This is a genomic window from Komagataeibacter diospyri, assembly GCF_006538165.1.
Lineage (GTDB): Bacteria > Pseudomonadota > Alphaproteobacteria > Acetobacterales > Acetobacteraceae > Komagataeibacter > Komagataeibacter diospyri.
Genome location: NZ_BDLU01000014.1, coordinates 51855 through 66517, shown reverse-complemented (window position 1 = coordinate 66517; position 14663 = coordinate 51855). Strand labels below are relative to the sequence as shown.

Here is a 14663-nt window from a genome sequence, read left to right as displayed (position 1 = left end):
CGGTCAAATCGGATAAAATGCGCCAGCCCCTTCGCAAGCGGGGGATATGGTGCCACCCTGCATCCGTGTCCTGATCCCAAGTTTCTGAGTGCCATACCATCATGCCCGCCCAGACCCAGCCCACATCCCCCGGCCCTTGGCGGCAGGCCGCGCGCAATCTTGCGCGCATCCCGTCGGCCATGGTGGCGCTTGGTGTGCTTGTGGTCATGACAATGGCGTGCCTTCTGGCCCCGTTCTATGCCCATAGTGTTGCGCGGACCAATCCGTTCCAGTCCACCGTGGCCGGCACCATCATGCTGGACGGGCGTGAAGTGGACATCATGCAACCCAATGACAACCCGCTGCACCTTGGCCTCAGCCCCATCGGGCCAACATGGCGCACCACGTATATGCTGGGTGCCGACAGCCAGGGGCGCGACGTAATGGCCCGCCTGCTGTATGGGGGGCGCAATTCACTGCTGATTTCAGCGGGAGCGGCCATTGTATGCCTGCTGCTGGCAACGGGCGTGGGAATTATGGCAGGCTTTTTTGGCGGGGTTGTCGATACCGTCCTCTCGCGGCTCATGGACATCATGTGGGCGGTGCCGGTTTACCTGTTCGCCATATCGCTTTCCATTGTCATGACCAGCCAGCAGGTCCGCCTTGGCCCGTTCGTGCTGCGGGCGGACAGCCTGTTCATCCCCGTCATGATCATCGCGCTGGTGTACGTGCCCTATGCCGCACGCCCCATCCGCGGGCGGGTCATGGCGTTGCGGCAGCAGGAATTCGTGACCGCAGCGCGCTGTCTGGGCGTGCCGGGATGGCGGATCATGCTGCGCGACATCGTGCCCAATGTCATGACCACACTGATAACACTCGGCCCGCTGCTGATGGCGCTGGCGCTGCTGGCGGAAAGTGCGCTGTCATTTCTTTCGCTGGGGGTGCAGGCGCCGCAACCTTCATGGGGCACCATCATTCAGGATGGCGAAGGCCTGATCTACACCCGCCCCATGGTGGCCGTAGCGCCCGGAATTGCGATCGTGGTCGTGGTGCTGGCGCTGAACATCCTTGGCGACGGGTTACGTGACGCGCTGGACGTGCGCGATGAAGGGCGGCGTTCATGACCGCCCTGCTGCATCGCGCGGGCCAGACGCTGCTGGTACTGTTTGGCGTGTCAGTACTGGTGTTCGGCGTCTTTTTCGCAACGCCCGGCGCGGACCCCACGGCCCGTATCGCCGGACGGAACGCATCGCCGCAGATCATGGAAAAAGTGCGCCATGAATACGGCTTCGACCGGCCGCTGCCGGTGCAGTACGTGATCATGATGAAGAAGCTGTTCATTACCCGCGACCTTGCATCCTATGCCAACCGTGGCGAACGGGTGGTGCCCGAAATCATGCAGGCGGCGCCCGTCACGGCATGCCTTGTCTGTGGGGCGGCGTTCATCTGGGTCACAATGTCCATCGCCATGGGCACGGTGGCTGCGGCCATGAAGGATACATGGGTGGACCGGGGGCTTATGATGCTGGGGCTGGTGGGGATTTCCATTCCCGTGTTCTGGCTGGGGGAGGTCGCCAACCTTGTCACCCAGAACCGCTATCACGACACATGGCTGTTTTCATGGGTGCCGGGGCTGGGTTACGTGCCGTTCAGCCAAAGCCCGCTGGGGTGGTTCAGGGCGCTGGTCATTCCGTGGACCGTGCTGGCGGTCATGTTCATTGGCATCTACAGCCGCGTGCTACGTACGGACCTTGTAACACTAGCAGGCGAGGACTTCATCCGTACGGCCCACGCCAAGGGGCTGTCACCCATACGCGTGCTGCTGTGGCATGGGCTGCGGACATCCATGGTTACTTTCGTATCCCTGTTCGGGATGGATTTTGCCCAACTGGTGGGTGGTGGCGCGCTGCTGACGGAAGTGGTGTTCGGCCTGCCCGGTGTCGGTCGCCTGACCTATCGCGCACTGACCACGCTGGACCTGCCCGTCATCATGGCCACCGTCATGTATTCCGCCGTTTTCGTGGTACTGGCCAATGCGGCGGTGGACGTGATCTATGTGTTCCTTGACCCACGGGTGCGTGATGCCAGCTGACCCCACGATCCCGCTGCTGGATGTCAGTGACCTGTGTGTCAGCTTTCCCGCAGGCGGGCGCATGGTGCCGATTGTCGAACATGTCTCCTTCACGCTGCCGGAAGCGGGCATACTGGGGCTGGTGGGGGAATCCGGGTCCGGCAAATCCGTCACCGCCATGGCGATCATGGGTCTGATTGACACGCCGGGAGTGCGGGTCAGCGGATCGGTGCGCTTTCGCGGTCGGGAACTGGTCGGGCTGCCACCCCGGCAGATACGTCGCTTGCGCGGGCGGGACATCGCCATGATCTTCCAGGACCCGATGACGGCTTTCACCCCCGTCTATACCATCGGCTGGCAGATTGATGAGCAGATCCGCGCCCATGAACGCATCTCCCGCACGCAGGCGCGGGCACGTACCGTACGAATATTGGGTGAAATGGGCGTACCCGATCCCGAACGCATGGCACGGCGTTATCCCCACCAGCTATCAGGCGGCCTGCGCCAGCGTGCGATGATCGCCATGGCGCTGTCCTGCAATCCCACGCTACTGATTGCCGATGAACCGACAACCGCGCTGGATGTAACAGTACAGGCGCAGATCCTTGACCTGATCCGCTCCCTGCGCGGCACGTACGGGTCATCCGTGCTGCTGATTACGCATGACATGGGCGTTGTGGCCCAGACCTGTGACAGCACGCTGGTGCTGTATTCGGGCCGGGTTGCGGAAACAGGGCCATCGGACCGGGTATTCAGCCATCCCGGCCACCCCTATACCGCAGCACTGCTGGACTCCATCCCGCCGCTATATGGTCCACGGCCCGACAGGCTGCCTGCCATTGCCGGGGCCCCCCCTGTGCCCATGGCGCGACCGCCCGGATGTGCATTCGGCCCACGCTGCGCCCATGTCCATGCGGCATGCACCACCACACCGCCCGCGCTGTTGCCGCTGGGTCCCGACCATGAAGCCGCCTGCGTCCTGCCAGCCGAGGGCACACCGCTTCCGCCCCGCACTGCGGCGGACTGGCCCATCGACACCATCGGGGATGCATGCCCATGACCGATACGCAATCCCCTGCCCCGTTGATGGAAGTGCGCAACCTGTCCAAGAGCTATCGTGTGGGCGGCGGACACCGTCTGGTGGCGGTAGATGGCATATCCCTGTCGGTCATGCCGGGCGAAATGCTGGGACTGGTGGGGGAGTCCGGCTGCGGCAAGTCAACGCTGGGACGGTGCATGCTGCGGCTAACGGACATATCAGCGGGACAGGTGATGTTTGAAGGGCGTGACATCACCACCCTGCCCGAGCGCCGACTGCGTCCGTTACGCCCCCGGATGCAGATGGTGTTTCAGGATTCCAGCGCCTGCCTCAATCCGCGCCGACGCATCGGGGACCTTCTGGCCGAACCGCTGCGTGTCCATCCCGGCCCGGATCAGCGCAGGCGGCAGGCAGCGGATATTGAACGGCGCGTGCGTGATCTCATGGAACTGGTCAGCCTGCCCGTTGCAGCGCTGACGCGCTATCCGCATGAATTTTCCGGCGGCCAGCGCCAGCGCATCAACATTGCCCGCGCGCTTGCCCTGTCCCCCCGGCTGGTGGTGGCGGATGAACCGGTTTCGGCGCTGGATGTGTCGGTGCAGGCACAGATCGTCAACCTGTTTTCAGACCTCCGCACACGCCTGGGGCTGACCTATGTGTTCGTGGCGCATGACCTTGCGGTGGTGCGTCAGGTCTCCACCCGGGTGGCTGTCATGTATCTGGGCGCGATTGTCGAAATGGGGGCGACAGATGACGTGCTGCACCAGCCCGCCCATCCCTACACCGCCGCCCTGACCACAGCCGTGCCCCGCCCCGTGGTGGGCGCCACGCCCCCGCCGCCGCTGGGTGGCGACATACCCAGTCCCGTCAACCGCCCCGCCGGGTGCCGTTTCCATACCCGCTGTCCATACGTGCAGGACCGTTGCCGGATGGAGGCACCCGTCCTGCGCCCCATCCGTCCCGGTCATGAAGCGGCGTGCCACTTTCCCCTGCCCCCGTCGTGATGGGTCCCATTTTCAAAATAATATTCTGATAAATAATCAAAATTTGGAGATGCCGCCTTTTTGAAAAAAGCTTCACCAAAAAATTTTGATGATCTACGGGACGTTTTACCCGCAACCACAAGGCACATCTCCGGCCCCGGCATGGCGTGGGGCGATGTGATGTGCCATCGTGACGCAGCCGTGACCGTATCGGGGGAACACCATTTCCATGCCCAGCACCACCAGCCTGCCTGAACTGCTCCTTGCCATACGCCGTGGCCAATTGCCGCCACCCGCCAGCGTGGACGGGGCATTGGTACCGGATACGGAAGCTGATGCCTATGCAGTGCAGGATACGGTGGGGCGGTCCCTTGGCCCGGTTGGCGGGTGGAAGGTCGGTGCGTCCAGCCCGGATGCCGAGCCCGCCTGCGCACCCATCCATACCACAACCATTTTCGGTGATGGCGATACGGTTCCGGCAAATACATGCCACCATCTGGGTGTCGAGGCCGAGATCGGCTACCGCTTCGCCCGCCCCCTGCCCCCACGGGCGACGCCATGGACACGGGATGAAGTGCTCGATGCCATTGGCACGGCCCACCCGGTGATCGAAATCCTTGATACCCGCTTCGCCCGGCCCGGATCACTGCATAAACTGCTGCACGCCGCAGACCAGCAGAGCCATGGCGCACTGATCGTAGGTCCTGGCACCAGTGCATGGCGCACGCTGGACCCGATACACGAACGCGTGGTGCTACGGATTGATGGCAAGGTCGTAAAAGACCACATAGGCGGCAATTCGGCGGGCGACCCGCTGCGCATGCTGGTATGGCTGGCCAACCATGCAGCCCGGCGCGGCATGGGTATTGATGCAGGCTGCGTGGTGACGACCGGTTCCACCACCGGCACCATTTTCGTCGCACACGGCACGGATGTCGAAGCCAGTTTCCCTGCACTGGGGTCGGTACGTGCCTATCTGGCCTGATCCCCTTGCCCCGTACGAAAGGTCTGACATGAAGCCCGATATCCTGCTGCTTGAACCCATGATGCCTGAAATCGAGAAACAGCTTGATGCGGCCTATACCGTCCATCGCCCCATGCCGGGCGAACCGTTGGACAGGATCGCCGGGCTGATACGCGGCATCGCGACCGGTGGTGGTACGGGCGTGCCCCGCGCGGTCATGGACAGCCTGCCCCGCCTTGAAATCATCGCCGTCAACGGCATCGGCACGGACGCCATTGACCTGAATGAAGCAAAGCGGCGTGGCATCCATGTCACCACCACGCCGGGCGTACTGACCGATGACGTTGCGGACATGGCGATGGGGCTGCTGCTGGCGCTGCTGCGCGGCCTGCCTGCATCGGACCGTTATGTGCGCGACGGCGCATGGGGCAGCAGGCCCGCGCCACCGCTGGGCCACAGGGTATCGGGGCGCAGGCTGGGCATACTGGGCATGGGCCATGTGGGGCAGGCAGTGGCCATGCGCGCCAGTGCGTTCAGCATGCCGGTTTCCTATACCGACCGCCGTGACAAGACCCTGCCGGGCTATACATTCGTGCCGGACCTGCCAACGCTTGCGCAACATAGCGACGTGCTGGTGGTGGCGGCATCCGGCGGTGCGGACTCACGACATCTGGTCAACCGGCAGATCCTGGATGCGCTGGGACCGGATGGTGTGCTGATCAACGTGGCGCGCGGGTCGGTGGTGGACGAAGCTGCCCTTGTCGCGGCCCTTGCGGATGGAACACTGGGTGGCGCGGGGCTGGATGTGTTCGAGCATGAACCCGATGTCCCCGATGGTCTGCGCACCTCACCACGCACGGTCCTGCAGCCCCACCGCGCCAGCGCCACGGTGGAAACCCGGCTGGCGATGGGGAACCTGGTCGTAGGCAATCTGGCCGCCCATTTTGCAGGCAGGCCGCTGCTGACGCCGGTAGTCTGAACAGACCTTCAAAACCGGAAGCATTTTTCAAAAATGCTGCGGATAATGCCATCTTAAAAAAGGCGGCTCCCCAAACTTTTATTTAAAAGGCCGGGCATCCGGATCGGACGATAGCGCATCCTGCATGGCAACGGTCAGCTCAAGAGCATGACGCCGCAGCCCATGGTCATGAATGGGCAGTGCGACCAGAAGCTCATCAGGTCCATACCGGGTAATGAAGTCACGCAGGCGTGGCATGATGGACCGGATCGAGCCTGCAAACGTGCAGGACAGGGTCTGGTCCACCATTGCCTGCTCCGCTGGCGACCACAGGCCGGTGGTGTCCGTGACCGGGGAAGGAAAGGCAATGGGCCGCCCCCGTCGCAGGGCAATGAAATACTGCTGCAGGGAGGTGGCGAGAAACGCGCCTTCCTCCTCCCCATCCGCCGCGATGATGTTCACGCTCAGCATGACATGGGGCTTCGGGCAACGGGCCGAGGGTTCAAACCGCGTGCGGTACAGGCTGATCGCCTCCGCCATCTGTCCCGGTGCGAAATGGGATGCGAAGGCATAAGGCAGGCCAAGCCGGGCCGCCAGAACCGCCGAAAACAGCGATGAGCCCAGCAGCCACACCGGCACCCGCAGGCCCATGCCGGGTATGGCGTGGATCATATGGGTATCTTCAGGTCCCGCCGGTTCAAAATACTGCAGCAGTTCGAGCACATCAGACGCGAAGCGTTCGGGCGCATGCGGGTCGCGGCGCAGGGCGCGGGCCGTGCGCTGGTCCGCCCCCGGCGCGCGACCAAGGCCCAGGTCGATCCGGCCGGGAAACAGGGTTTCCAGCGTGCCGAACTGTTCGGCGATGACCAGCGGAGAATGGTTGGGCAGCATGACACCACCCGCGCCGACACGGATACGGCGCGTCGCCGCCGCCACCTGCCCGATCAGGATACCTGTCGCAGCCGATGCAATACCCGGCATGGCATGATGTTCAGCCAGCCAGTAGCGCGCAAACCCCAGATCATCGGCCAGTTGCGCCAGATCCAGTGTATTGCGGAAGGCTTCACCCACGCTGCCGCCGCGGGTAATAAGGGACAGGTCAAGGACGGAAAACGGGATCACACCATTACCTCAGCATGAATAATACAGGCCAGTCAGGAAGATATGGGGCGAAACCATGTAAAATCCAGTTCAGGGATACCCGAGAACCCATTACGGAATAATTCACCGATCAAAAACAATAAAAGTTTTCGGGTGCTGCCTTTTTCCAAAAAGACAGCATTTTTTTGAATGCTTTTTGAAAAAACCTTCACCAAAAACTTCTTATGGTCATGGGACTGGTGAGACAATTTTTATGGCAGTCAAAGAAAATCACAGGATCCGATACCCGAACATCGGGGCGCAAAACCGCCATATCCAGTAACACGATAGCCTTCGGACCGACCTGACCCGCTTTAATTGAATGATCTTTCGTCCCGCATGAAGCACACATCCCTGAATACAGGAACCATCCCCATGATGGCCCGTTGGATCAGCAGGCATTTCGCGGAGTATATCCCATGCTGACCCTTCTTATCATTGCCCTCATCATCTTCGCCATTGGCGGGGGTGGCTATGGTTACCGCTCCGGCTGGTACGGTGGACCGAGGGGAACCGGATTCAACGGCCTTGGGCTGTTGCCGATCATCCTGCTGGTCATTGCACTTTTTTTGTTGCTACACACGCCTGGTAACGCACCGCCACCATAGCGGTGACGGTGCGTGGGGTTAAGGGCGACCGTCGCGTGGGGGCCGCCCCGCCCACAGGGCGGCAAGGGCCGATCCCGATATGTTATGCCATACGGAAAACACTGCCCCCGGCAGGGCCGCCAGCGGGGCGAAATACAGCCGCCCCAATGTTGCCGCCAGGCCGGAATTCTGCATGCCGACCTCCAGCGCCAACGTGCGGCACACGCTCTCGTCAAAACCCAGCAGCCGCCCTCCCCAGTATCCGCCCAGCAGCCCGATCGCGTTATGCAGCACCACGCCCACCAGCACCAGCGGTCCCACCGCCGCAAGTGACGGGCGCACACCCGCTACGATACTGCCTATAATGGCCATGATCGACACCATGGCCACCAGCGGCAGCACCGGTTCAATCCGTCGGACCAGCCGGGGAAAGCCTGTATTGACCACCACGCCACCCATGACCGGCAGGGCCACGATTTCGACAATGCTGCGAAACAGGCCCCAACTGTCAACGCTGACACCGGCCGATACATAAAGCCGCGTCAGCACCGGGGTGGCGACAATACCGACCAGCGTGGAAAGCGTGCTGATGCTGACCGACAGCGCCACATCGCCACGTGACAGATAGATCATGACATTGGACGCCGTACCGCTGGAAACACAGCCCACCAGGATCATGCCGGTGGCGATCATGGGTGGCATGCGCAGCATATGCGCGATCCCCCATGCCGCCAGCGGCATGACAAGATAGTGCAGCACCACGCCCGCCACGACCGGCTGCGGCCTGCGCGCGATGCGCATGAAATCCCCCGCCGTCAGCGTCACCCCCATGGTGAACATGATGAAGGCAAGCAGTGGGGTTATGGCAGGGGTCAAGGTCATGAACGGCGCGGGAAACGCAATCGCCCCGACCGAGACAAGGACCGCCCATAACGGAAACAGCCGTGTCAGGACCGACATGTCATTGTCCACGCGTTCAGCATATGTCCACCCTGCGCTTTCGTGCCTGTTAATGCGGGATGCCTGCATACGCACGGCCGCGCGATATGACCAGAGCGCATGGCAGGCGACGGATCATTTTGTGATGTCACCGACAGTGTCTTACGCAACCCCACCCGTGCCCGACTGTTGTCATGAATGCGGGATACACCATCCATGGCCGAACACGTCATGTATGCTGCCATACCCGCGTCGTGTCATGGGGAGGCCTGCGTGCCCGATACCGTTTATCGCAATGCGCTTTTTTTTGATGGCACGGGCAGCCATCCTGTCATTTCAGACATTGCCATATCCAACGGCCGGGTTGTGGCGATCGGACCATCACTGGACCTTGATGAAAATACGACACAGGTAGATTGCGCCGGCCTGTGGCTGATGCCGGGGCTGCTGGACATCCACACCCATCTGGACCTTGAACTGGAACTGGCCCCCGAACTGCCCGAAGTGGTGCGCCACGGCACCACCACGGTGGTAATCGGCAACTGTTCCATCGGCGTGACCTATGGCCACCAGCGCAGCGCGGGGGAAGACCCCATCGTGGACTGTTTCGCCCGTGTGGAAAACATGCCAAAACCCGTGCTGGCCCGCGTGGCGGACAGATGTACCTGGACCGATTCACAGGGGTATCTGGATCACCTTTCCCGCCTGCCACTTGGTGCCAATGTTGTCCCGCTCATCCCCCATTCCATGCTGCGCATCGCGGTCATGGGGCTGCAGCAGTCCATTACCCGCCCCCCCACCAAGCGCGAGCGCGCACAGATGGAACGTCTGGTGGATGCGGGCATGGCGCAGGGTTACGCAGGTTTTTCCACCGATGCCCTGCCCTTCCACTTCCTGGCGAACAGCCCGCATAAAAAACGCAAGATCCCGACCCAGTACGCCAGCTACCGCGAACTGGCACAGCTGACCAATGTCGTCCGCCGCTACGGGCGCGTATGGCAGGCAACCCCGCCCAAGGATGACATCATCGAGGCGGTGCGCACCTTCCTGCTGACCAGCGGGCGCCTGTTCGGCCGCCCGCTGCGCACAACGGTGCTGGCGGCGATCGACCTATGGACCAATCGCGCAGCGGTCACGATGTGCCTCATGCTGTCCGCCATCCTCAACTCCCGGCTGCTGGACGGGATATTCCGTTTTCAGGTACTGTCAGGCACGTTCCGGATATGGAGCGACGGGGCAATCAATCCCATCGCCGACGAAATACCCGAACTGCGCGCCCTGAATGAACTGGAACTGGATGACCGGGCAGGACGCCTGCGCATCCTTGATGACCCGCAATGGATCGCAGCCTTCCGGGCGATGTGGCTGAAAGGCAGGACAGGATGGTCCATCGCACGGCTGCGCCGGCTGCTGCGGCTGGAGGATACAGTGCTGACCCGCCGACTGGCGGATATGAAGGTGACTGAATGCCCCCTGTCCCTGTGGCAGGGCGAGACACTGCAGTACCCCTATCATCGCCTGCGGCAATGGCAGGCGACAAAAGGACGCCATGGGGCGGTCAATCCGGAAGAAGCCGCGTTTTTCGCAACCTTTCCCAACCCTGTCGGGGATGACGCCACTTTCATCATCCATCTGCTGCGGCAATGGGATACCGACCTGCGGTGGGAGACAACTTTTGCCAACCGTAATCCGGTCACGCTGAAGAAACTGCTGTTCAATCCACACACGCTGCCGGGATTCAATGACAGTGGCGCGCATCTGGCCAATATCGCCTTTTATGACGGAAACCTGCGGACCCTGAAAATGGCCCAGCCTGACGGACCGCGGCAGGTGGCTGTCGCCGTGCACCGCCTGACCGGCCTGCCTGCCGGCTTCTTCAACCTAAACGCAGGTGTGCTGAAGGTCGGCGCGCAGGCCGATCTGTGCGTGATCGACCCCGATGCCCTGCGCCGTTGGGACCCGGAAAAAACCTATGAATTCGTTTATCGCAGCGCATTTGGTTGCCGTCAGGTCATCAATCGCCCGCCCGGTGTCGTACGCCATGTCATGGTCGCAGGCCGGACCGTGTGGACCGATGGCGATTATACCCGTGACTTTGGCCACACAGCCTTTGGCCGGGTCATGCGTGCAAAAGACCACCCGGATGAACGCAACCCCGCACGGCTGATCCCCGAATGATACGAACCGGGGGACAAGACCGGGGACCATAGCCCGCCTGCCTGTCCACGCGCCCGTGTTTCCCAGCGGGCAACACGCACCTGCACAGATTTGATGGCCTGTCCTCCTGCCTGTCCATGCTATGGGCTGCGGGTCACCCCTGTGCATTGCGTGGAGAGTACCGTCCCTTGTCATGCCGATTGCAAGCCGGGTCCGCGTTCTGTGCCGTCGTGCTGCTGTACGCCGGCACGACCCGCGCCCAGAGCGTGCCCACCATTGACCTGCATGGCGTGACCATAAAACCCTATGCCACGGACCAGCTTGATGTGGGCGGGTTCGCCAATGCATCCCCCACCCGTCCGGGTACGGGAGCACGGGGTGCACGCATGCGTAATGGCGTGCGGCTGAATATCCACAAACAGGTCGAAATCGGGGCCATTTGGGATTTCGGGCCGGCACCCGCTGGGCCGATGCGCCTGTTTGAAGGTCAGGTTTCCTATGTCGGGCTGCGGCATTTCGTATTCACGGCAGGAATTTTCAAACCCAGCTTCGGCCTTGAATCCATGCAGGCACAGGGTGATACCGTTTTTATCGAACGCTCCAGCATTTCCACCCTGACACGCAACCTGGCCACGGGTATCGAACGACAGGCGGTGCAGGCGGAAACATACGGAAAACGCTATCATTTCGCGCTATCCGCCACCGCAGGCACCGCAGGACCAGGCGAAAACGGCAACCAGCGCGCCATGGCCTTCCGCCTTGTGGGGCTGCCGGTCCGGACGCGTTCCGTGCTGCTTCATGTCGGGTTTTCGGGGGAATGGGTGTTCCGCCCCGCATCCGCCGGCAACGCGGCGCCGGTGCTGTCCCTGTCCGATAATCCGGAAATCAATCCGGGGACGGTTTCAAAATACCTCAATACAGGGAAAATCCTGTCCGACAGCGCGGGCGCGTTCGGGGTGGAGACCGCCGTGTCATGGAAAAAACTTCTGTTTCAGGGCGAAGCCTATGACATCGTGCTGAACAGCCGCATCAATAACGGTAACCAGCGACTGCGCTTCCATGGGTGGTACGGACAGCTTGGTTATACCATCAATGGCAGGCAGCGGGAGTGGAAGGGCCGCACCGCGGCGTTTTCCTCGCCATCATGCGACAGGAAACAGAGCGTTCTGTGCAATGGCTATGGTGTGCTGGAAATTGCGGCCCGCTATTCACAGGCTGACCTTGAATCTGGCCCCATCCACGGCGGCGACCAGCAGACCGGGTCACTGGCCGTGAACTGGTGGCCCACGGGCATCATCCGTACGACCGTGCAATATGAATACGGGCAGGTCACGCGCACTCCGTCAGCGGAACATTTCCATGCAATCATGTCGATGTTCCAGATAAAATTCTAAAAACCGTTTTGATATGTAAAGAAAAGCTTTTGATTACCGCTTTTTCAAAAAAGCGGCGTCTCCCGAAGCCATCTGCAAAACCATGTTTCCAGACAGCATCGTGATACCTTTTTCATGATGCTGCCGGTTAGCAACAACTGGCGCCTTCACACCCATCTGCCGTAACGTATCCGCTTACCGGGCGTTGATACCGATACGGATGGGTGAACAGATCATGACGACCACGACAGGAAGATAACCGGCATGGAACAGCAACCCGCCCCCCATAACAATACAGCACGGCCGCAACAGCCAGTCCTGTTCCTGCCGCATGGGGGGGGACCATGCTTTTTCATGGACTGGCCGGATACATGGGACCATATGGGGGCCTACCTGCGCGCCGTCGCCGCCACCCTGCCCCGGCGTCCCGACGGGATCGTGGTCATGTCCAGCCATTGGGAAACGGGCGTGCCCACGGTTACATCGGGCGCCCATCCGGCATTGATATACGATTATTCCGGCTTTCCGCCCCATACGTACCAGCTGCGTTATCCCGCGGCGGGTTCCCCCGAGCTTGCGGCACAGGTATGCGCCCTGCTGGACAAGGTGGGGATTCCAAACGCGCAGGACCCCGACCGGGGCTTTGACCATGGGGTGTTCATACCGTTCATGCTGGCATTTCCGCAGGCCGACATCCCGATTGTAGAACTGTCGCTGCAACGCGATCTCAACGCCGCGATGGAAATACGGATCGGGGCGGCGCTGCAGCCGCTGCGCGCGCAGAACGTGCTGATTGTGGGCACGGGCATGACGTATCACAACCTGCATCATTTCATGGGGCAGAACCCGCAATCAAATGCCGTATCACGGGAATTCGACACATGGCTGACCCATGCGGTGGAATCCCCACCTGACATACGGACCGAAGCCCTGACCCGGTGGACCCACGCGCCGGGTGCACGGATCTGCCACCCCCGCCCCGAACACCTGCTGCCGCTCATGTTCGCGGCGGGGGCCGCCGGGACGGATCGGGGCGTGCGCGATTACAGCGATACGGTCATGGGCAAGGCACTGTCGGGTTTCCGGTTTGGCTGATGATGACATTTCCAGAAGAGAAAGGCATTGCACTATGAAAAAAAGCATTCCGCCCGCCGTGGCCTCCGCCTGCATATGGGCGCTGCTCGTGGCTCCGGTGATGGCCGCAACGCCTGCCCATGACGTGCAGGCCGGGCGTTACCGGATCGAACCCGGCCATACCCAGATCACCTTTTCCCTGCTGCATCTGGGGTTTACGCCCTATTCCGGCATGTTTTCAGGCATCAGTGGCACGTTGCAGCTTGATCCCGCCCACCTGTCCGCATCCCGGCTGGATGTCAGCGTGCCAGTCAGCAGCCTCTATACCCCCAGCGACCGGCTGACCGGGGAACTGCAGGGCGCGGACTGGTTTGATGCTGGCCGCTACCCGAATGCGACCTTCACCTCGACTTCGGTCGTGCCCGCCGGGGCGGAAAATGCCACGATCACGGGCAACCTTACGCTGCATGGTGTGACAAGACCGGTCATGCTGCATGCGCATTACGTGGGCGCAGGCGTCAACCCGATGGACAAGGCCTATACGGTCGGGTTCGCGGCCACGGCAACCATCCGACGCAGCGATTTCGGGATCAGGACCTATGTACCCATGGTGGGGGATGACGTGACCCTGACCATTGCCGGTGCGTTTGAAAAACAGGACTGATGCTGCCGGACCGGATACCCGTGCAGGGATTGCATGTCATCCCGCCACTGAACCCGTCACCCCGCACAGGAACATGGACCATGCCGCATCCAGAAACGCGGCGCGTGCCACATTGTCATGCAGGGGATCAAGCCCCAGCAGGCGCTGCTGGATCGGCCATCCGGTCATGATCCCGGTCAGCAGCCGGGATGTGCTTTCGTTATCGGTGCCGCTGCGGATCTGCCCTGCCGCCACGGCAGCCGTCAGCAGGGTTGTGATCCGCCCGTGGAAGGGCCCGACAATTTCGTCCATGGCATGGTCGATCAGACCGGGATAGCGGTAGCCATCCGCGATCATCATGCGGTACGTGGCGATCACGTTTTCCCGCATGATGAAATCGAGCAGCATCCGGCACACTTCCTTCAGCGCCTGCAACGGATCAAGCAGGGAAGCTTCCGTATCCGTTTCCAGCAGCGAGGCGCTGAGATGCGTGATGACCGCCTTGAACAATGCTTCCTTGGAGGCATAGCGGTGATAGATCGTCTGCTTGCTGGCCCCCGCCGCACGCGCGATCTGCCCCATTGATGTCCCGGCATAGCCGTGGGCAATGAACAGCCTGCCCGCCACATCCAGCAGGTACTGGTCCAGCAGGGCGGAATCCTGTGGTGTCGGGCGGCCCGAACGGCGCGGCTTGCATAGCATGATCGACATCCCAACTTTCCCGTCCCAAACATGATTTGCCGCAGATGCGCGGCC

At 61.7% G+C, this 14663-nt stretch carries 14 protein-coding genes; 11 read left to right on the top strand and 3 right to left on the bottom strand.

Annotated features, from left to right (window positions below):
* Positions 1 to 101: 101 nt before the first annotated feature.
* From MSKU9_RS02330 to MSKU9_RS02305, 6 genes are all read left to right on the top strand, one after another.
* Complete coding sequence (locus MSKU9_RS02330; RefSeq protein WP_141259745.1) at positions 102 to 1103, top strand: ABC transporter permease; 1002 nt, start codon at positions 102 to 104, stop codon at positions 1101 to 1103.
* Positions 1100 to 2071 (top strand): ABC transporter permease, encoded by a 972-nt coding sequence (locus tag MSKU9_RS02325; protein ID WP_141259744.1) that lies wholly within the window; start codon positions 1100 to 1102, stop codon positions 2069 to 2071. The genes MSKU9_RS02330 and MSKU9_RS02325 overlap by 4 nt, the downstream gene beginning before the upstream one ends.
* Positions 2061 to 3110 (top strand): ABC transporter ATP-binding protein, encoded by a 1050-nt coding sequence (locus tag MSKU9_RS02320; RefSeq protein WP_141259743.1) that lies wholly within the window; start codon positions 2061 to 2063, stop codon positions 3108 to 3110. The genes MSKU9_RS02325 and MSKU9_RS02320 overlap by 11 nt, the downstream gene beginning before the upstream one ends.
* Positions 3107 to 4093 carry an ABC transporter ATP-binding protein gene (locus MSKU9_RS02315; RefSeq protein ID WP_141259742.1) on the top strand — a complete coding sequence of 329 codons (987 nt, stop codon included), beginning with the start codon at positions 3107 to 3109 and terminating at the stop codon, positions 4091 to 4093. The genes MSKU9_RS02320 and MSKU9_RS02315 overlap by 4 nt, the downstream gene beginning before the upstream one ends.
* Before the next feature lie 208 nt (positions 4094 to 4301).
* Positions 4302 to 5057 carry a 2-keto-4-pentenoate hydratase gene (locus tag MSKU9_RS02310; protein ID WP_141259741.1) on the top strand — a complete coding sequence of 252 codons (756 nt, stop codon included), beginning with the start codon at positions 4302 to 4304 and terminating at the stop codon, positions 5055 to 5057.
* A gap of 28 nt (positions 5058 to 5085) precedes the next feature.
* A complete protein-coding gene (locus MSKU9_RS02305) occupies positions 5086 to 6015 on the top strand; it encodes a 2-hydroxyacid dehydrogenase (protein WP_141259740.1) in 930 nt (309 codons plus the stop codon).
* A gap of 78 nt (positions 6016 to 6093) precedes the next feature.
* Here the strand turns inward: MSKU9_RS02305 and MSKU9_RS02300 are convergent, their stop codons facing one another.
* Positions 6094 to 7116, bottom strand: a complete 1023-nt coding sequence (locus MSKU9_RS02300) for an LLM class flavin-dependent oxidoreductase (protein WP_141259739.1) — start codon at positions 7114 to 7116, stop codon at positions 6094 to 6096.
* 437 nt (positions 7117 to 7553) lie between these two features.
* Between MSKU9_RS02300 and MSKU9_RS02295 the strand changes: the two genes are divergently transcribed.
* Entirely contained in the window at positions 7554 to 7742 is a 189-nt protein-coding gene (locus MSKU9_RS02295) for a hypothetical protein (RefSeq protein ID WP_141259738.1), read from the top strand.
* A gap of 18 nt (positions 7743 to 7760) precedes the next feature.
* Here the strand turns inward: MSKU9_RS02295 and panS are convergent, their stop codons facing one another.
* Positions 7761 to 8681, bottom strand: coding sequence for a ketopantoate/pantoate/pantothenate transporter PanS (panS, locus tag MSKU9_RS02290; RefSeq protein ID WP_141259737.1), 921 nt, complete (start codon positions 8679 to 8681; stop codon positions 7761 to 7763).
* A gap of 252 nt (positions 8682 to 8933) precedes the next feature.
* Between panS and MSKU9_RS02285 the strand changes: the two genes are divergently transcribed.
* From MSKU9_RS02285 to MSKU9_RS02270, 4 genes are all read left to right on the top strand, one after another.
* Positions 8934 to 10838: an N-acyl-D-amino-acid deacylase family protein gene (locus MSKU9_RS02285; protein ID WP_141259865.1), complete on the top strand. Its 1905-nt coding sequence runs from the start codon at positions 8934 to 8936 to the stop codon at positions 10836 to 10838.
* A 209-nt stretch (positions 10839 to 11047) separates the two neighbouring features.
* On the top strand, positions 11048 to 12211 hold the full coding sequence (locus MSKU9_RS02280) for an OprO/OprP family phosphate-selective porin (protein ID WP_141259864.1): 1164 nt from the start codon (positions 11048 to 11050) through the stop codon (positions 12209 to 12211).
* A 243-nt stretch (positions 12212 to 12454) separates the two neighbouring features.
* Positions 12455 to 13285: a DODA-type extradiol aromatic ring-opening family dioxygenase gene (locus tag MSKU9_RS02275; RefSeq protein ID WP_141259736.1), complete on the top strand. Its 831-nt coding sequence runs from the start codon at positions 12455 to 12457 to the stop codon at positions 13283 to 13285.
* 34 nt (positions 13286 to 13319) lie between these two features.
* Positions 13320 to 13928, top strand: coding sequence for a YceI family protein (locus MSKU9_RS02270; protein WP_141259735.1), 609 nt, complete (start codon positions 13320 to 13322; stop codon positions 13926 to 13928).
* Positions 13929 to 13964: 36 nt separating this feature from the next.
* Here MSKU9_RS02270 and MSKU9_RS02265 read toward each other — a convergent pair whose 3' ends face one another.
* Positions 13965 to 14618 (bottom strand): TetR/AcrR family transcriptional regulator, encoded by a 654-nt coding sequence (locus tag MSKU9_RS02265; protein ID WP_141259734.1) that lies wholly within the window; start codon positions 14616 to 14618, stop codon positions 13965 to 13967.
* Between the last annotated feature and the right edge of the window lie 45 nt (positions 14619 to 14663).